Source organism: Kribbella sp. NPDC051952, from assembly GCF_040680855.1.
In the GTDB taxonomy this organism is placed as follows: domain Bacteria; phylum Actinomycetota; class Actinomycetes; order Propionibacteriales; family Kribbellaceae; genus Kribbella.
Window position 1 is genome coordinate 85,095 of record NZ_JBFAXQ010000013.1, and the last position, 18,691, is coordinate 103,785.

Below are 18,691 nucleotides of genomic sequence, written 5' to 3' on the forward strand. Positions count from 1 at the left end.
GCTGGTCAGCCTAACTCGCAGGCTTGGCGGTTGATTGGCGGACTCTCATCTCTACCGCGAGGTCGAGCCGGAGGGCGGACGGGGTGACGTCGCGGGCCAGGTCCAGGACGAGGCGGGTGGCGAGCTCGGCCATCCGCCGGAGCGGCTGGTGGACGGTGGTCAGGGCAGGGCTGACCCATTGAGCGGTCGGGAGGTCGTCGTACCCGACGACGGAGAGGTCCCGCGGGATGTCGAGGCCGAGTTCGCGAGCGGCCTGGTAGACGCCGAGGGCTTGAAGGTCGCTGCCGGCGACGATCGCGGTCGGCCGGTGGCGCAGTCGCAACAACGCCAACGCTTCGCGGTGACCACCGCTCACATCGAACTCCGCTGTCCGGATCAGCGCCGGGTCGACGGTGAGGCCGGTCGAGCGCAGCGCGTCCGTGTACCCGTCGACGCGCATCCGCGAGCAGAGCGTCTCGACCGGTCCACCGATCGCCGCGATCCGGGTATGGCCGAGCTTGCGAAGATGCAGCGTCGCCATCCGCCCGCCGTTCCAGTTGGCCGAGCCGATCGACGGTACGTCGTCACCCACATCGCCGACCGGGTCCACCACGACGAACGGGATCCGCCGCGCCTCCAGCTGCGCCCGCTGATCCGGGTCGAGGTCGGAGAACACCATGATCACGCCGAGCGGACGGCGATTCAGGACCGACTCGATCCACTCCTGCCGTGGTCGCCGGGCGCCACCGCACTCGGACAACACCAGCTCGACGCCTTCGGCCCGGACGACCTCCTCGACCCCGCGGATCAGCTCGATCGCCCACTCGCCCCGGATCTCGTGGAAGACCAGGTCGATCATCGGACTGTTCGCCGTACTCGCGGTCCGCCGCCGGTAGCCGTGCTCCTGGATGATCCGCTCGACCTTGGCCCTGGTCCCCTCGGCGACGTCGGACCGGCCGTTCAGCACCTTGGAGACGGTGGGCACCGACACCCCGGCCTGCTCCGCGATCTTCGCGATGGTCATCCGCTGAGCCACGACGCCTCCGCCTCGAAACTTTCGATGGTCGCCCTAACGATAGATCAGGCGGCCTTCGGCGTCCGGAATCCCGCTCAGCCGGTAGAAGAACGTGTTGACCTGGTCGCGCCATTCGCGGGCGTTCGCGAGTTGGGCTTCGAAGCGGGGCGTGATGTTCTCGCGGACCGCCGGTTCGAAGCGGTCCGCGATCGCCTTCCACCGGTCGATCATCGCCGCGACCTCGTCGTACCCCTGGAAATGGGTGTCGTAGATGTGTTGCAGCACCGTGCGGCCGTTCTGCAGCACGTGGTCGTACGGGACGTGGTGGAAGAACAGCAGCAGTTCGTCCGGGCAGGTGTACGGGTTCTCGTACCGGCTCGCCAGTGGTTCGGGGTACTGCCCGGTGAAGCCGGAGCCGGTTGCGACCGTCCGATCGACGCCGACGCCGTGGCGGTCCGCGAAGTGGTACGTCCCCCACGCGGAGTACTCGTACCCGTTCACGTTCGGCCCGTAGTGGGTCGTCGGCGCGACCATGAAACCAACCCCGAGCGGCGCGGTATAACGCTCGTACGTACGCCACGAGTCGGCCATGATCGACACCAGCTCACCGCGGGTCCGATCATCCATCGCGAACGTCGCCGCGGCCCACTCGTGCAACAGACTGATCGGATCAGCAGCCGGATCCCATGCCAGCCGGCCGAACGCGTACAGGTTGCTCTGAGCAAGTTTGTGCCCGGTCCAGTTCGGATCGTCGCCGACATTGGAGATACCAACGATCGCATCGGTGCGCTCGGCAACTACCGGCCCGGGCAGGTCGAACTGCAGGATCTCCCGCCACCACGGGCCCAAGTAGCACAGGTCTTTCTGCTGACCGGTGTACTCCTGCGTCACCTGCAACTCGAGCGCGAACGCCGTCTCCTGCAACTCCCCCAGCAACGGCGAGATCGGTTCCCGCACCTGGAAGTCCATCGGCCCGTGCTTCACCACCAGCATGACGTTCTTCTCGAACCGCCCGTCCAGCGGGATGAACTGGTCGTACGCCGCCCGCGCGCGATCTGTCCGCCGATCCCGCCAGTCCTGCCGGCCGTCGACCCCGGAACACCGCCAGAACACCTTCCCGCCGTACGGCGCCAGCGCCCGCGCGAGCAGGTTCGCCCCCTCCGCCGGGTGACCCGCATGCACCACGAACCCACCCAGATCGGGTACGGCGTCGTACGCGCGACCGGCCGCGGCCAGCCACCGCCGCACCACCTGCTGGTCCGAGGGATCGGCAGCGAACTCGACCGACAGGCTGACCGCGATCCCGTACTCGCGGAACACGGCCGCCAGCCGGGCCAGATCCGACAGGTCGTCGGTCAGCTTGAACGCCACCGCGTTGATCCCGATCGACGCCAGCAACCGGGCGTACGCGCGGACGCGGGTCAGGTCGGTCACCACCCGGCCGTCGCGGAAGAATATCGATCCACCGGAGTATCCGCGCTGGACCGACCCGGTCAGGTCGTCCCAGTGGTCCAGCATCCGGATCGGCACGGCCGGCCGCTCGACCACAGTGAAGTCGGCGGTCATCCACTCGAAGTACCGGAGCAGGTAGAAGTACCCGTACAGCAGTCCGCGGCCGCCCTCGGCGGCGACGAGCAGTTGGTTGCCTCGTCGTACCACCATGAAGCCTTCGTCGCCCAGCCCGTCCGCGGGCAGCGCGGTCTCGGCCTCCGGCCACAGCGGCGACTCGCGCAGCCGGGAAAGGATGCAGAGGGCAACTTCCACGTCGTTCCGGATCCCGCGGGTCTGGCGGAGCTCTGCCTTGATCGTCTGAGCCAGTGCGCCGGAGGCATGCACGGTCGCCTCCGGCAACCGCTGGGTGCCCAGCCAACACTGATCGAATGTGATCGGATCACGACTTACGACCTCGACCGCCACCTGCGCCTCCCAGACCCCCCGTCGTCCTCGCCGGCGATCCTCGCACACCAACCGGTCACCGAATCCTCACATGGAGTGCCGAAAGTTTCGGCGCCGCGAGGCGCTGGCTGAGACGAAGCCCACGCCGTCCCGGTGTGGGTGCATTCCGGTGGGGTGGGAAGAATGGGGTTCATGCTGCAGCCGTCCCGGGAGGTGACTCCCTACACCGAGCTCGACCGTGCCGCCTGGGCGCAACTGGCCGAGACCACCGTGTCCCCGCTGACGGCGGAGGAGATCGAACGGCTGCGCGGCCTCGGCGACGAGATCGACATGGACGAGGTCCGTGAGGTCTACCTGCCGCTGTCGCGGATCCTCTCGCTGTACGTCCGGCACGCCCGGGCGCTGCACGAGGACACGGAGAGCTTCCTCGGCAAACCAGCCGCGATGCGGACCCCGTTCGTGATCGGCATCGGTGGATCGGTTGCCGTCGGCAAGTCCACCACCGCCCGGTTGCTGCGCGAACTGCTGGCCCGGTGGCCCGAGCACCCGCGGGTCGCGCTCGTCACCACCGACGGGTTCCTCTGGCCGAACGCCGAGCTCGAACGCCGGAACCTGATGATGCGCAAGGGCTTCCCGGAGTCCTACGACCGCAAGTCGCTGCTGCGCTTCGTGGTCGAGGTGAAGTCCGGCATGGACGCGGTCGAGGCGCCGGTGTACTCACACCTGCACTACGACCGGATGAACGGCGTACGCACGACCGTCGAGCAGCCGGACATCCTGCTGCTCGAGGGCCTGAACGTCCTGCAGCCCGCGCCCCGGCATGCGGACGGCAAGAGCGGTCTCGCGGTGAGCGACTTCTTCGACTTCTCCGTGTACGTCGACGCCGCCGCCGACGACATCCGGTCCTGGTACGTGCACCGCTTCCTCAAGCTGTGGGAGACCGCGTTCCGCAACCCGGAGTCCTACTTCGTCCGGTACGGCGAGCTGAACCGGGACGAGGCGGTCAAGAAGGCCGAGTCGCTGTGGGACGGCATCAACGGCCCGAACCTGCGGGAGAACATCCTCCCGACCCGCTCCCGCGCGACGCTGGTTCTCCGCAAGGGAGCCGATCACGCCGTCCGCTGGGTCAGGCTAAGGAAGCTCTGACCGCTGCCACCACCACAACCAGCGCGGTGAGTCCGAAGGCGACCGGGTAGCCAACACCGGAAACCACCAGCCCGAAGATGATCGCGCCCATCCCCCAGCCACCGTCGTACGCGAGGTTCCACAGCGCGCTCACCTGGCCGTAGCGGGAGGTGCTGACGCGGTTGTACATCAGGGTCAGCGTGAGGTTCTGTGCCGCGCCGAACCCGATCCCGAAGAGGGTCGAACCCACGATGACCGCGATCGAGCTGCCGATCAGCACGAGCGAACCGGCTCCGACCGCGGCCAGGACCACTGCCGGCCCCAACAGCTTCGCCGGTCCGACGCGATCGCCGTACCGACCGGCCAGCCAGCGTGCGCCAGGAGCGGCCGCGGCCTGCAGGAGCAGGGCCGTCGCGATCAGCGAGTGCTTGTCGCCGGCAACCGCCAGCGGCAGGAAGGTCACGCTGATGCCGGCGGCAACGGTGACCGCGGCGAAGACGAGGGTCGGCATCAGCAGCCCGCTTCGCCGAACGCCACCGAGCACGTTCACGTGCTGCTCCTCGGAGCTGGCGGTCTTGGGCATGGCGCCCAAGGTGAGCAGTCCGGCCAGTGACGAGACGGCGGCCAGGACGAAGAGGGCGCCGAAGCCGACCAGGTTGGTCAGGTAGACACCGAGCGGGAGGCCGATGACCGCCGGCAGGCCAACAGCCAGCCCGTAGATGCCGAGTGCCTCGCCGCGGCGGGCGGCCGGTGCCACGTCCGCGACCAGCGCGACCGCGCCGACGACCAGGATCGCCAGGCCGGCACCTCTGATCACGCAGACCGCGAGGACAGCCGGCAAGGAGGCGGTGGTGAGCAGGACCAGCGAAGGTGCGCCGAGCAGGACCAGTCCGAGGCCGAGGACGACCTGGTAGCCCCACCGGGCCAGCATCCGCGGCACGAGCAGTTCGACGCCCACCGCGGAGAGCATCATCGCGCCGGTCGACAGCCCGGCCCCGATCCCGCCGGAACCGTTGGCGGCGAGGTACAGCGGGACCACCGAGGTGAGCAGGTACATGCTCAGCCCGGACCCGAACACCATCACCAGCAACCGGCCGAACTGGCTGGTCAACAGGCGCTCGGCGGTAGCTACCTGGACGGTCGGGATCTCGCACGCGGTGGTCATGTCACTCACGCTAGGCGTGCAGCGGTACGCCCTACAGATCCAGTTCCGCGCCAGCCGAGAGGACCAGTTACGGCAGCTGGTCGGCGATGAGGGCGGCGAGGCGGTTCAGGGCCGCGTCGATCTGGGCCGTCGTGACCGCGCTGCAGGACAGGCGGAGGGCGTGGATCGGGGTGTCGCCCGCGTAGAAGTGGCTCATCGGCGTCCAGAGCACGCCGTACTCGTGGGCGGACTTCTCCAGCAGTACGTCGTCCACCGGGAACGGGACCGTGACGACCACGAAGAACCCGCCGGAGGGCACGGTCCAGCTGATCTCGCCGCCGGGGAACCGAGCGGCCAGGCCGTCCGTGATCGCGCGGAGGTTGGCGGCGTACACCTCCCGCTCGCGGTGGTTCGCGGCGATGAGGCTGTAGTCGTTCGCGAGCAACTTGCCGCCGACCACCGCCTGCGCGACCGGTGAGGTGTTGACGGTGAGCATGCTCTTGAGCTTCGACAGCTCGTCCGCAAAAAGGCCGCCTTCGACCGTTTGGTCGGCCACGACATATCCGATCCGTGCTCCGGGCAGACCGGTCTTGGCGAACGAGCCGAGGTAGACGACTCGCCGCTCGGTGTCGAGCGCCTTCAGCGTGGGCCTGCGCTCTGCCCCGAACAGCCCGTACGGGTTGTCCTCCAGCAGCAAGAGGTCCTCCGCGGCCGCTACCTCGAGCAGGCGTCGCCGACTCTCGACGTCCAGGCTGAGCCCGGACGGATTCGCGAAGTCCGGCATCACGTAGCAGGCCCGCGGTCGTAGACCGTCCGCGCGTGCGGCCTTGACCACCGCGGCGAGGTCGTCGTCCTCGGTCACCGGCAGGATCGGGAAGTCGACCAGCCGAGCGGCACCCGTGAGTCCGACGTACGTCGGGGAGATCGCGAGCAGCACGTCGTTCGGATCTGCCCGCAGCGCGCGGAGGGTGAGGACCATCGCCTCCTGGCAGCCGACCGTGACGACGATCGCCTCCGGATCGACGTGGATGTTCTCGTCGACGGCGAGGTTGCGCGCGACCAGGTCGTGGATGATGCCCTTGGTCCGCCCGTACTGGAGGATGGTCCGACGGACAGCTGGTTCGTCGTACCCCTGTGTGCGCAGGTGTTCCGCGAACAGGTCCAGATAGCGATGCACGTCCTCGAGGTCGAAGAACTCCTCGGTCGGGCGGCCCGCGGCGAGGGAGATCGCGTCCGGGTAGTGATGCGAGACCTCGTTGAGGAAGTTCATCGAGGTGAGGGCCCGATCGGTCAGCGAGCCGTGCAACTCGGACAGTCTGAGATCCGCCATCACGCTCTCCCCGTCGTCAACTCACCGACCGCGGCCAGGTCGGCACACCCGGCCAGCAGCATCGCGTCCCACACCTCCTGCCGCAGCAGACCCAACGCCTCATCCACCGCATCGACCGCCAAGGCCCACAACAACGGACGCCCCACGAGTACGCCGGACGCCCCCAACGCCAGCGCCCGCAGCACGTCCAGGCCGCTCCGCACTCCACTGTCCAGCAGCACCGTGCAGTCGTTGCCAACCGCATCCACAACGGGGCCGAGGGCATCGATCGAGGCAGGAGCACCGTCGAACTGCCGCCCGCCATGGTTCGACACCACCACCCCGTCCGCACCTAGATCTATGACGCGGCGAGCGTCACGCGGATCGAGAATCCCCTTCACCACAAGGGGAAGCTGAGTAGTACGGCGCAGCCACTCAAGATCATCCCAGGACACCGCCGGTTCGAACGCGGAGGCCGTATGCGCAGCCACCGCCGACAGACCCGGTACGGCGGAATGTGCCTCTGTCACCATGTCGACAATGTTCGCCGCCACCACGTCCGGCGGCAAAGCGAAGGAGTTCCGTACGTCGCGCAACCGGCGTCCCATCACCGGGACGTCGACGGTCACCAGCAGCGCACCGCAACCGGCCTCGGCGGCACGATCCACCAGCGAAGTGATCAGCGCGCGGTCTCGCAGCCAGTACAACTGGAACCAGGTCGGTCCGCAGGCGGCGATCTTCTCCAAGGGGAAACTGCTCAGGGTGCTGATCACGAAAGGGATTCCGGCCGTGGCGGCCGCGCTCGCCAGAAGCAGTTCACCCTCGGGATGCAGCAGGCGCTGATACGCCATCGGCGCCACCGCGACCGGCATCGTGGACTGCAGCCCGAGCAGAGTGCAGGACAGATCAGGCTCAGCGACGCCGGCGAGCATGCGAGGCGTGAGCGTGATCGCGTCGAGGGCAGCGCGGTTGCGGCTCAGCGTGGTCTCCGAACCGCTGCCACCGGCAACGAAGTCGTAGATGTGCTGGGGCAGGGCATCAGCCGCGAGCTGTTCGTAGTCGGTGAGGGTCTCAGCCATCGCGGAAGATCTCGGCCAGCCAAGCCGCGGCTTCGGCGGTCGCCTTCTTACCGCCGTCGAGGATGCCCGACATCGCGAAGAAGCCGTGCACCATGCCGTCGTACCGGCTGAGCGTGGTCGGGACGCCCGCGGCGTGCAACTTCTCGGCGTAGTACTCGCCCTCGTCGCGGAGCGGGTCGTACTCGGCGGTGATCACCAGCGCGGGTGGAAGATCCGCGTGCGACTCGGCGAGCAGAGGTGACGCCAGCGGGTTCAGACCGTCGGCCTGGTCGGTGAGGTAGTGCTTCCAGTACCAATCGACGGACGTGTTGTTGAAGAGGTACGGGTCGTCGCCCTTCTGCATGGAGATCGTTGCCGCGCCGTACCGGGTGTTCGGATAGACCAGCAGCTGACCGGTCAGTGCGGGACCGTTGTCGCGGGCAAGCAACGTGGTCGCGGCCGCGAGGTTGCCGCCGGCACTGTCACCGCCGACCACGAGCCGCGCAGGGTCGGCCTGCAGCTTGTCGGCATTCGCTGCGATCCACTGAGTGGCGTCGTGACAGTCGTGGACCGCGGCCGGGAACGGGTGCTCGGGCGCGAGCCGATAGCCGACCGTGATCACCTGGCAGGGCACGGCATTCGCGAGCTTACGACTGATGCCGTCGGCGGTCTCGATGCTGCCGAGCGTCCAACCACCGCCGAAGAAGTAGATCAGCGTCGGCAAGGCGCCGGCGAGGTCCGGCCGATAGACCCGCAGCGGTACGCCGCCGTCGGTCGCGAGGTCCTCGACCTGGTGAACCGGCTCGACGTCTCCGCCCGCGGCCTGGATGGACGCCAGGTCGGCAGCCCGAGCCTCGGCCAGGGTCTGGGTGTAGAGCTGCGGTACCTGGTTCGCCTCACGCTCGGCGCGCATCGCCTCGACCTGCGGGTCCAACGGCATCGCCTTCACCCCAATCGGATCGGCATGGACTGATGCCCACGGAGCAACAGGCTGTGACTGCGCACGGGGTCGCCCGCAGACCGCAGGTTCGGGAACCGGCGGAAGAGTTGCCCGAACGCGGCCCTGCCTTCCATCCGGGCCAGCGCCGCGCCGACGCAGTAGAACGGGCCGGCGCCGAAGGACAGATGCTGCAGATCCTCCCGGCCCGGATCGAACATGTCGGCACCCGCGTGCTTGGCCGGATCGCGGTTCGCCGCCCCGGGCAGGATCAGAACGAGACTGCCCGCGGTGACCGTCTCGCCGGCCAGCTCGAGGTCGACCGAGGCCTTCCGGCTGATCAGCTGGACCGAGCTCTGATGCCGCAGGATCTCCTCGACGTAGTCCGACGCCAATCCAGCGTCCTCACGCAGCGCGTCGATGAGGGCCGGGTCGGCGAGGAGCAGGTCGAGACCGTTGGTGAGCAGGTTCATCGTGGTCACGAAGCTGGCGTTCACCAGCACGAGCAGGTTGTCGATCAGCTCCTGCTCGTCGATCCCCGACGTACCCGAATCCAGCGCGTGCACGAGGGATCCGACCAGGTCGTCCCGCGGACGGATCCGGCGCTCGGCGATCATCCGGGCGTAGTAGTCGTTGAGCTCCTCGGACGCCTGGTTCGCCGCGAGCAACCGCTCGGGCGCCTTGCCGCCGAGGTCGAGGTAGTCGTCGATCCGCTGGGTCCGGTCCCGGAACCAGCCGAGGTCCGACCGCGGAATCCCGAGGAACGTGCCGATCACCGTGATCGGCAACCGGTAGGCGAAGTCGACGAAGTCGATGACCCGGCCGTCCGCGCCGGACTTCCCCAGCTCGTCCAGGAGTTCCCCCGTCAGCGAGTCGACCACCGGCTCGAACCCGGTCAACCGGCGTGGTGTCAGGACGGCCTGGAACACCTTCCGCATCCGCAGATGGTCCGGCTCGTTGCGGAACATCATCGACCCGCCGAGATGCCGCAGGACCGGATCCTTCGGGTCCGGATCGGCGGTCAGCAACCGATGGAACCGGGTGTCCTTCAGCGCGTCGTGCGCAGCGTCGTACCCGTTCACGACCACGGCGTACGGCGAACTTCCGGGAACGAGCCGGCAGACCGGGCCGATCCGATGCAGCTCCGCGAAGAGCGGCATCGGATCGCGGCGACCGTCCTCGGATCCCAGTGCGGCAAGGATCTCGTTGGCGGTACGCATCGTCGGTCAGCGCACCAGGTTCAGCGGGATCGAGGCGGCCAGCGCCTGGTAGCCCGCGTCGTTCGGGTGGATGTGGTCGCCGGAGTCGAGCGCGGCCTTGAGCTTGCTCGGTGCGGCCGGGTCCCGCAGCACCTTGTCGAAGTCGAGTACGCCGTCGAACTCATGGCTCGACCGCAGGTAGCTGTTCACCGCCTGGCGGGTGGCCTCCTTCGCCGGGGTCCAGGTGTCGGTCCCGCTCAGTCCCTCGAACGGGGTGATCGTGGTGACCAGGCTGCGCAGGCCGCGTTCCTTCGACTGCGCGTTGACCTGGCGCAGCGCGCCGATGATCTCGGCCGCGGAGTCGTCGGACATCCAGATGTCGTTGATGCCCAGTTCCGTGATGACCGTGCGTACGTCGGTCTGCGCGAACACGTCCTCGTTCAGCCGGGCCAGTGAGTTCACGCCGACCTCGTTGAAGCCGGGGAAGACGCCGTTGTCCGAGGGTTCGGTGCCCTCGTGGTTCAGCCGGCTGCCGGCCAGACCTGCGTTCAGCACACTCGGGAACGCCTTGTGACCGGCCGCGGCGGCGAGTCGCTCGGCGAGCTGATCGGGCCAGCGGTTGTTGGCGTTCGGCGTGCTGTTCGTGCCGTCGGAGATCGAGTCACCGAGGACGACGATCGAGCCGGCCGACTTCTCGGTCTGCACGTCCACACCGGACAGGAAGAAGAAGCAGCAGCGCCGGGTCAGCGTGTACGCCGCTCCGCCCGGGTCGTTCACCAGGTTCGACGGGCCGACGAAGTTGTCCTGGATCGACGAGCCGTGGAACGTGGTCGGGCCGGTGTTGTCCTGGAAGTACAGGCTGACGACGAGGTCGTCGAGGTCTCCCAGGCGCAGGTTCACCGGGTCGCTCAGCATTTCGCTGCCCTTGACCATCGACGCCGTCCCGGAGCCGTTGAACGTCAACGTCTTCAGGGTGTTCGGGTCGATGTCGGACAGCTCCGGCGTCGCCTTGTTGGGCTTGGCAACAGTTGCCGCGGCGACCGTGACGGTCTTCTCGCCGTAGATGTTCGACAGCCGGATCCGGATCCGGTCGCCCCCGACGGTTGGCCGGACCACCAGCCGGACGCTCTGGTCGGTCAGACCGAGATTGGTCGAGCCGGTCGCGTTGCCATGGGTGACCGCGGTCGCCCAGGTGCCGACCCACTCGTCGTCATGATGCCCTGAGCCACTACTCGCCCCCGCAAGGGTGGAGCCGGCCAGAGTGAGTGCGGCGGTCACCGCGACTGCACGCCAACTGCTGGATACACGCATGGACGGACCTCCCGGCGGAATCGGATGCGGACGGAACGTAATACGCGGGAACTAATTCGGTCAATGCACAGCAAATGCATTTCCTAAATTGCCCGGACAGCGGTTAGCGGATACCTTCCCAGGCGGTTTTGCAGGGGTATTCCTTCGCACCCGAGAGGGTGTGATCAGCCGACTCCGGAGCGCGACGATCCGTCCACCGTAGAACGGTTTCCAGGCTCTGGCCAGCGATCGTCGCATCCAGTAGAGTCGCGCTGACGGCTGGGGGTGGCCGGAGTTCGAGTGGGGACAAACCAAATGCCGCCTGAATTCGTCCTGCCCAATTATGTGCCGCGCGTACTGGCACTGTTCCAGAATTTCGCGGACCGGCTCGCAGTGGTCCGTGGTGCGCGCCGGATCACGTATGCCGAACTGACCGCCGACGTCTTCCGGATCGCGGCCGCGCTGCGCGACGAGGGCATTCGTCCGGGCAGTCGCGTGCTCGTGATGGCGGCGAACTGTTTCGATGCGCCGGCGCTCCAACTGGCCCTGCATCTGCACGGCTGCCGGGTGCTGTGGAGCGCGCCGGTCACGTCCCGCCGCGAGATCGACCGGTTCGCCGCGCTCGCCGACGCGGACGCGTTCGTGTACGACGCCGATACCGATCTAGGCCGGGAGTTGGCCGCATCGCTGGCGCCGATGCCCACCTATCGGATCGGCGACCTGTTCGGCGACGGAGCGCCGTACGTGATCGACCCGGCGGTGCCGGCGCCGGACTCGGTGTTGCAGACGAGTGGGACGACCGGCGATCCCAAGCTCGTGCACCACACGCAAGCGTTCTACGAGCAGATCCTCGAGCTGGCCGAAGCCTTTGTGGCCAACGGGTTCCCGCTGCTGCGGCACTACTCGGGATCGCCGCTGTGGCTGGCGAGTGGGCAGATCACCAGCTTCGTCAACCTGTTCACCGGTGGGGTCCTGTTCCTGACCGATACGTGGTCGCCGGAGGAGTTCTACCGGATCGTCCCGGCCGAGCGGATCACATCGACGTTCGTGACACCGCCGATGCTGTACGAGCTGCTCGATCATCCGGGTGGCGAGAACGTCGACTGCACCAGCATCTTCATGCTGAACGTCGGCGCCGGACCGGCGACCCCCGCGCGGCTGCGGCAAGCGATCGCGCGCTTCGGCCCGGTGCTGCGGATCGTGTACGGGCTGAGCGAGGCGGTTGTCGTGACCGCGTTGCCTGGTTTGACCGAGGATCCGCTTCATCCCGAGCGGCTCGCTTCGGCGGGTACGTCGTACGGCGATGTGCGGTTGGAGATCCGCGACGACGACGGAAAGGTGCTCGACTCCGGGCAGACAGGTGAGGTGTGGGTGCGGAGCAAGCTCACGTTCGCCGGGTATCTGGGCAAGCCCGAACTCACCGCCGAGACGCTCGTGGACGGGTGGCTGCGCACCCGCGATCTCGGCTATCTCGACGACGACGGGTATCTGTTCCTGGTCGATCGGGTGCACGACATGATCTTGACCAGGCGCCGAAGCTGGGGAGTCTTCTGCCGCCCGATCGAAGATGTCCTCGCAAGTCACCCGGCGGTGCGGACCGCTGCCGTCATCGGCGTACCCGATCCCGTCATCGGCGAGGCGGTGCATGCCTTCGTCGTCACCCGGACACGTGTGTCGGCAGCCGAGCTGCAGCAACTCGTCACCACCGAGTTGAACGAGCTGTGGGCTCCGGCCGTCATCGACTTCGTCGACGAGTTGCCGCTGACCCGGATCGCCAAGGTCGACAAGCTTGCCCTCCGCAAGCTCTACGCAGAATTGCATCCGCAGTCATGACGCCCAGGCGCGGTCTGGTCATCCTGTTCGTCGCCGACGTCCTGTCCGCGGTGGGCAGCCGGATCTCGATGGTGGCGATCCCGTGGCTGGTGCTGGTGACCACGGGCAGCGCGGCGCGGATGGGGCTGGTGGCAGCGGTCGAGATGGTGCCGTACATCGTCGCGAGCATCATGGCCGGCCCGGTGATCGACAACCTCGGACCACGGCGTACGTCGATCCTCGCCAACCTCGCCAGCGCCGTGGCGGTGGGCGCGATCGCGGCGACCACGAGCCTGGGCTTCGGCGCGTTGCTCGCCCTGGTCGCGGTCGCGGGTGCGCTGCGCGGTGCCGCGGATCGCTCCAAGGATCTGCTCGTCCGGCCGATGGCGGAGGCGGCCGAGGTCGAGTTGATCCGGATCACCTCGTTGCACGAAGCGTTCGCCCGCGGCGCGACCCTGCTCGGCGCACCCTTGGCCGGGCTGTTGATCTACTGGACCGACGCGGCGTCCGTCCTGTGGATCGACGCGGTCACGTTCGTGGTCTGCGGCGTACTGGTCCTGGCGTTCGTCCGCCCGCCGGAGATCCCGGCCGAGGCACGGCGGGACAAGTACTTCCGCTCCTTGGCGGTCGGGTTCTCGTTCGTCCGCCGGGATCAACTGCTGGCGACGATGCTCATCACCACGTTCACGATCAACATCTTCGCCAGCGCGAGTACGGCGGTCTTCATCCCGGTCTGGGTCGCGGACGAACTCGGCTCCCCCGCCGGCCTCGGCCTCACCCTCGGCGCGTTCTCGGCCGGAGCTCTGCTCGGCAGCATCACCTTCGCCCTCCTTGCCACCAAAGTGCCGCGCTACCTGACCTTCGCGATCGGTGCGTTCGTCGGCGGCAGTCCCCGACTGCTCGTCCTCGGCCTCAGCCATGACCTCGTCCTGGTGATGGTGGTGACCTTCCTGTCCGGCATCGGCATCGCCGCGATCAATCCGGTCTTCGGAGCCGCGCTGTACGAGCACGTCCCGAAGAACCTGCAGGCCCGCGTGATCGGCCTGGTCGCGGCGACGTCGTTCGCCGGACTCCCCCTTGGCGCGCTGCTGGCCGGTGAACTCGTCAGCGGGTTCGGGTTGACTCCAGCGCTGATCGGTTCAGGTATCGCCTGCCTGCTCGTGAGCAGCTACCCTCTGCTCCGTCGCGGTCCGGGCAAAGTCCTCGACGCACCCACCACAGTGGAGGCCACATGAACGAGGAGAGCGACCCCTATTGCCTCGATCCCGGTGAGAGCGCCCGACTGTTGGCAGGTCATCCTTGGCGGCGTTTCGTCGTACTCGGCGACAGTGTCGCGGCCGGGCTCTGCGAACCGGTCGAGGGGTACAGCGACCTGCAATGGGCTGACCGGATTGCCACCGAGCTGCGCGCCGTACAACCCGAGCTTGCCTATCTCAACCTCGGCGTGAGTGGACTGCGTACGCGCGAGATCCTCTCGACCCAACTTGAGCCCGCTCTCCTGTTCGGCCCCGATCTCGCCCTGGTCGTTGGCGGCGGCAACGATGCGTTCCCGGCGACGTACGACGCGGACCGGGTCGATCGCGAACTCACGCTGATGGTCACCACCCTGCAGGACTCCGGCGCCGACGTGATGACGCTCGGCATGTTCGACATCTCCTACAGCCCGGCCGTCGCCGACTGGCTCAGACCGGGCCTCAGGCAACGAATGCGGACCCTCTCCGATCGGACCGCCATCCTCGCCGACAAGCTCGGCACCATCCACGTCCACCTCACCGATCACCCGCTCTCCACCGACCCGACCCTTTACAGCACCGACGGCCGCCACGGCAACGCCCGGAGCGATGCGGTGGCGACGGCCGAAACCCTGCGCGTCCTAGGCAAGTGGCTCAAGGCACCAACAGCAGGCCACTAGTCAGCGCGCCCTGTCCCACGTTGACGACTGGGCCGGCACCGGGGACGGTGAAGCGGAGGTAGGCGCCGGCGGGAGTGTTCGCGAAGAGGTACGGCGCGATGCAGAACGGGACTGCGCTCTCCTGAGTCTCGCCAGTGCTGACGTTGACGAACTGCATGGTGAGGCGGTCTACATCGACGTGCGACTGGAGGATGTACCCGCGCTCGGAGATCGCCGCGTCGAGGGCGGCCGCCCAGGTGTGCCGGGAGACCTCCGGACCCACGACCACACCGACACCGCCGTAAGAGCCGGACGGCTTGAGGACCAGCTGGTTCTGCTCCGCGACCGCCCGCGGGCGGAGATCACCGGAGAGTACTTCGGTACGTGGAACGTGACGGCGGACGACCTCGGCGTCCTCGGGTGACAGGTCGGCCAGGTCTTCCCAGAGCCACGCAAGGATCGCCTTGCTGGCCAGCAACCAGCTGGCCGTCTGCGTGAACATCCGCACCGCGCCCGTCCGGTTGGCGGTGTGCAGAGCCTGCAAACCATCGCTCGGCTTGGTGCCCTGCGGGACGAACATCCGCAGTACGGCGTCGATCGGACCGTCCTCGACACACAGCCGGCCGGCGGCGTCCAGGGTCAGCCACTCGACCGGGTAGACCCGCATGTCGAGCCCGAGCTCGCGGCCGCGCTGGCTGAACGGCTCGAGCAGCTTGATCATCGCGAGCCCGTCCTGCGACCCCGGATACGTGCTGCCGGTGGTGAACACCATCGCGAGCCGATCCGTCCCGGTCAACGTCAACGCCGTCCGCACCGCCTTATAGCGAGCGTCGACCGCTGACGGAGGTGCGGTCAGTGCCAGCGATTCGAGCACCGGATCACCCGCATAGGCCGCCAGGAACCGACGCGCGACACCATCCGAGTCATGCGCCCCACCGAGCGCGCTGTCGATGTTCGCCTCGACCACGTACGGCGTCCCGTCCGCGAGCAGAATGTCCGCCCGCACGCCACCCAGCAGGTCGTCCGTCAGCGGCAGGTCGTCGTCGAGCAGGTCGATGGCGTCGACCGGCATGTTGAGCGCCTGCCGCAACTCCCCCGCGGTGGTTGCCCGCCGCAAACACGCCGCCAGGATCAACCGGGCGACGGTCGACGAGATGTCGGTCAGCTCTCGATATGTATCGGCCGACATGATCGGGGGCCGGAGCGGTCGCCACTCCTTGTTGTGGGTGGCAACCCCGTCGTACACCTGCTGCCACGACTCGACTCCTCGCGCGACGAGCGCCGTACGCGTTGCCTCGGGCAACTGGTGCCACAGGTCGGTCATCGTTCCTCCAGTACGGCGTGAATCGCGGCGACGAGCTGGTCCCGGCCAGGTTGGACCGCCCGGTCGAGGGCGAGGGCGAAGGGCAGTACGGCGCCGTCCGGGCGGGTCACCCGGCGGGGCGGTGCAGCGAGGTCGAAGCGTTCGGCGGCGATCGCGAGGACCTCGGCCGCGAAGCCGCTCGTGCGGTTGGAGTCGTCGATCACGACCAGCCGGCCGGTCTTGCCGACCGAGGCCGCCAGACCATCGGTGTCGAGCGGGTAGACGGTGCGTGGGTCGAAGACCTCGACCGAGATCCCGAGTCCGGCCAGCTCGTCCGCGACCGCCACCGCGTCGTGCACCAGGTGGCCGAGAGCAACCACCGTCACGTCGGTGCCGGATCGCGCGATCCGGCCAACGCCGAGCGGCACGGGCGCCAGCGTGCTGAAGTCGACATCGTCCCGGACACCCAGCGCACCGGACGGCGCGAACACGACGACTGGATCGTCGTCCCGGATCGCCGACACCAGCAGCCCGTAGGCATCGGCCGGAGTCGCGGGTACGACGGTCTTGACGCCGACGTGGGCGAACAACGTGTAGGGATGATCGGAGTGCTGGCCGGCCCATCCGGTCCGCGAGCCCGAACCAGGAACGACGTACGTGACCGGGACCTTGCACTGGCCGCCGGTCATCAAGGAGAGCTTGTGAGCCTGGTTGGCGATCTGCTCGAAGACCAGGAACAACAGCGACGGGATCTGGAACTCGATCACCGGTCGCATCCCGACCAGCGCGGCGCCGGTGGCGAAGTTCGTGAACGCCTGCTCTGACAGCGGGATGTCCAGGACACGGTCCGGTCCGAAGCGGGTGAAGAGGCCGGCGGTCAGGTTGGACGCGGCCGCGCGGATGTCCTCGCCGAGGAGGAAGACCGAGGGGTCATCTGCCAGCGAGTCGCCGAGCGCGCGGTTGAGTGCCTTCAAGTACGAGAGTTTCGGCATCAGCGCGGCACCTCCGGCGAGGCGTAGAGATACTCGAGCGCAGCGGCTGGATCCGGGTGAGCGCTGCCCAATGCGAACCCGGCCGCGGCGTCGAGCACGTTCTCGAGCTCGTCATCGATCGCGGCCCGCTCGCCAGGCGACAGGCGTTCCCCTTGGATCTCCACCGGGTCCCGGGACTGCCCGACCGAGATCTCCTCGGCCGACCGGTAGCTGATCCGGGCTCGATGCTCGAAGGTGTGGTGCGCGTCGAACCGATAGGTGGTGCACTCCAGGAACGTCGGTCCACGTCCGGCTCGAGCCCGGGCGACCGCAACCGTCGTTGCCTCCAGCACCTTCTCCGGATCCTGGCCGTCGATCGTGAACGCAGGCATGCCGAACGCCCGGGCGCGAGCGGTGATACTGCCCGCGACCGCGGACGAGACCGGCATGGTCGTCGCGTACCCGTTGTTCTCGCAGACGAAGATCACCGGCACCTGCCAGAGCGCGGCCAGATTGAAGGCCTCCAGCAGCATCCCCTCGTTCATCGCGCCATCGCCGAAGAACGTGACCGCCGCCGAGTCACGCCCCTGCTGCCGCAAGGCCCACGCCGCTCCGGTAGCAATCGAGCCGGCCGCACCAACGATCGCGTTCGCGCCGAGGATCCCCAAACTGAAGTCGGCCGCATGCATCGACCCGCCGCGGCCCTTGTTCAGCCCACTCTCCCGACCCATCAGCTCGGCGAACAACCGCGCCGGGTCTACGCCCCGAGCCAGCACATGACCGTGACCGCGATGCGTACTGGTGATGACGTCATCGGCCGACAACGCCGCGCACACACCCGCCGCGATGCCTTCTTCCCCGAGGTACGGATGGATGCCGCCGACGATCTCCCCGGACCGGACGAACTCGATCGCCCGCTCCTCGAAGCGGCGGATCAGTCGCACGGTCCGGTAGAGATCGGCGCTCGTCATGTCAGGCCTTCACCGCGGCCAGGATCGCGTCCCAGAGCTGCGCGCGAGCGGCGAGCGCGGTGTTGATCGTGTCCGCGCAGTCCTCCCACTTGGCCGGGTCGTCACCGCAGAGGTCGGAGACCATCTGCATCGCCATCGGGGTGTGCTGCTCGCCGTCCACCTCGATATGCCGCTCCAGGTAGTCGACGAAAGTGTTGAGCTTGTTCGACCGTTCGTTCACCGCGACGACCTGGGTGAACATGTCCGGGATCAGGTCCTCGCGACCGAAGGCGAACGCGGCCGCCTGGCAGTGCACCGGCGCGTTCTCGATGATGTCCCACGTCGTCCCGGCGAAGTCGATCGAAGCCTGCGGTACGCCGGCCTTCTCGAGCGACTCGACCACGGGCGCACCGCCCCGGAGCAGCTCGACGAGCGTTTCGATCGCGCTCACGTCCGCACCGGCTTCGCGCATTCCGTTCACGTAGAGCTCGAAGTGGCTGATGAACCCGTCACCGAGTTCGTCGCTCTCCTCGACCATCACGATGTCGTTGATCAGCCGGCGGCTGCTGGTGTGCGCGGTCGGGATCCACGGCACGGTGACGCAGGTGAGTTCGCGCTGCAGTGACTTCAACAGCGACATGAAGTCCCAGACCGCGAACACGTGGTGCTCCATGAAGGTGACGAGCGCCTCGTGGGTGTCGAGGTTCGCGTACAGCGGGTGCTGGACGACGAGGTCGCGGGCCGGGGTGACGGCCTTCTCCAGCTGTTCGATGCCGGGGTGGGTCTGACCCCAGTCGTAACGGGACATGGGC

16 protein-coding genes are annotated in these 18,691 nt (G+C 67.9%); 4 read left to right on the forward strand and 12 right to left on the reverse strand.

Annotated elements, in window-relative coordinates:
• Positions 1-10: 10 nt before the first annotated feature.
• Together AB0L70_RS23825 and AB0L70_RS23830 are read right to left on the reverse strand one after the other, a co-directional pair.
• Entirely contained in the window at positions 11-1,015 is a 1,005-nt protein-coding gene (locus AB0L70_RS23825) for a substrate-binding domain-containing protein (protein WP_363687604.1), read from the reverse strand.
• Between the two features lie 33 nt (positions 1,016-1,048).
• Complete coding sequence (locus tag AB0L70_RS23830; protein WP_363687606.1) at positions 1,049-2,911, reverse strand: alpha-glucuronidase; 1,863 nt, start codon at positions 2,909-2,911, stop codon at positions 1,049-1,051.
• A gap of 171 nt (positions 2,912-3,082) precedes the next feature.
• On the opposite strand from AB0L70_RS23830, the gene coaA reads away from it, so the two are divergent.
• Positions 3,083-4,036: a type I pantothenate kinase gene (coaA, locus tag AB0L70_RS23835; protein ID WP_363687608.1), complete on the forward strand. Its 954-nt coding sequence runs from the start codon at positions 3,083-3,085 to the stop codon at positions 4,034-4,036.
• On the opposite strand, the gene AB0L70_RS23840 is transcribed toward coaA, so the two are convergent.
• The 6 genes from AB0L70_RS23840 to AB0L70_RS23865 all read right to left on the reverse strand — a co-directional run bounded on the left by AB0L70_RS23840 (position 4,017) and on the right by AB0L70_RS23865 (position 10,973).
• Positions 4,017-5,180, reverse strand: a complete 1,164-nt coding sequence (locus AB0L70_RS23840; RefSeq protein ID WP_363687610.1) for an MFS transporter — start codon at positions 5,178-5,180, stop codon at positions 4,017-4,019. The genes coaA and AB0L70_RS23840 overlap by 20 nt on opposite strands.
• Before the next feature lie 67 nt (positions 5,181-5,247).
• The gene (locus AB0L70_RS23845; RefSeq protein WP_363687612.1) at positions 5,248-6,489 is read right to left on the reverse strand and encodes a PLP-dependent aminotransferase family protein; all 1,242 of its coding nucleotides are present in this window, start codon (positions 6,487-6,489) and stop codon (positions 5,248-5,250) included.
• Positions 6,489-7,547 (reverse strand): alpha-hydroxy acid oxidase, encoded by a 1,059-nt coding sequence (locus tag AB0L70_RS23850; protein WP_363687614.1) that lies wholly within the window; start codon positions 7,545-7,547, stop codon positions 6,489-6,491. Before AB0L70_RS23850 ends, AB0L70_RS23845 begins: the two co-directional genes overlap by 1 nt.
• Entirely contained in the window at positions 7,540-8,466 is a 927-nt protein-coding gene (locus tag AB0L70_RS23855; RefSeq protein ID WP_363687616.1) for an alpha/beta hydrolase, read from the reverse strand. The genes AB0L70_RS23850 and AB0L70_RS23855 overlap by 8 nt, the downstream gene beginning before the upstream one ends.
• Before the next feature lie 5 nt (positions 8,467-8,471).
• Complete coding sequence (locus AB0L70_RS23860; protein WP_363687618.1) at positions 8,472-9,683, reverse strand: cytochrome P450; 1,212 nt, start codon at positions 9,681-9,683, stop codon at positions 8,472-8,474.
• A gap of 6 nt (positions 9,684-9,689) precedes the next feature.
• Positions 9,690-10,973 (reverse strand): SGNH/GDSL hydrolase family protein, encoded by a 1,284-nt coding sequence (locus AB0L70_RS23865; RefSeq protein WP_363687620.1) that lies wholly within the window; start codon positions 10,971-10,973, stop codon positions 9,690-9,692.
• A gap of 294 nt (positions 10,974-11,267) precedes the next feature.
• Here AB0L70_RS23865 and AB0L70_RS23870 point away from each other — a divergent pair, with 294 nt between their 5' ends.
• Genes AB0L70_RS23870 through AB0L70_RS23880 form a run of 3 tightly spaced genes read left to right on the forward strand, consistent with a single transcriptional unit; the run spans position 11,268 to position 14,676 of the window.
• Complete coding sequence (locus tag AB0L70_RS23870; protein WP_363687622.1) at positions 11,268-12,785, forward strand: AMP-binding protein; 1,518 nt, start codon at positions 11,268-11,270, stop codon at positions 12,783-12,785.
• Positions 12,782-13,999, forward strand: a complete 1,218-nt coding sequence (locus tag AB0L70_RS23875) for an MFS transporter (RefSeq protein WP_363687624.1) — start codon at positions 12,782-12,784, stop codon at positions 13,997-13,999. Before AB0L70_RS23870 ends, AB0L70_RS23875 begins: the two co-directional genes overlap by 4 nt.
• Positions 13,996-14,676, forward strand: a complete 681-nt coding sequence (locus tag AB0L70_RS23880; RefSeq protein WP_363687626.1) for an SGNH/GDSL hydrolase family protein — start codon at positions 13,996-13,998, stop codon at positions 14,674-14,676. Before AB0L70_RS23875 ends, AB0L70_RS23880 begins: the two co-directional genes overlap by 4 nt.
• On the opposite strand, the gene AB0L70_RS23885 is transcribed toward AB0L70_RS23880, so the two are convergent.
• The 4 genes from AB0L70_RS23885 to AB0L70_RS23900 are packed head-to-tail and all read right to left on the reverse strand — an operon-like array spanning position 14,651 to position 18,687.
• A complete protein-coding gene (locus AB0L70_RS23885) occupies positions 14,651-15,979 on the reverse strand; it encodes a hypothetical protein (protein WP_363687628.1) in 1,329 nt (442 codons plus the stop codon). The two genes, AB0L70_RS23880 and AB0L70_RS23885, sit on opposite strands and share 26 nt — an antisense overlap.
• Positions 15,976-16,950, reverse strand: a complete 975-nt coding sequence (locus AB0L70_RS23890) for a transketolase C-terminal domain-containing protein (RefSeq protein WP_363687630.1) — start codon at positions 16,948-16,950, stop codon at positions 15,976-15,978. Before AB0L70_RS23890 ends, AB0L70_RS23885 begins: the two co-directional genes overlap by 4 nt.
• Complete coding sequence (locus AB0L70_RS23895) at positions 16,950-17,900, reverse strand: thiamine pyrophosphate-dependent dehydrogenase E1 component subunit alpha (protein WP_363687632.1); 951 nt, start codon at positions 17,898-17,900, stop codon at positions 16,950-16,952. Before AB0L70_RS23895 ends, AB0L70_RS23890 begins: the two co-directional genes overlap by 1 nt.
• Before the next feature lies 1 nt (position 17,901).
• Positions 17,902-18,687, reverse strand: coding sequence for a DUF3050 domain-containing protein (locus tag AB0L70_RS23900; protein WP_363687634.1), 786 nt, complete (start codon positions 18,685-18,687; stop codon positions 17,902-17,904).
• Positions 18,688-18,691 lie beyond the last annotated feature (4 nt).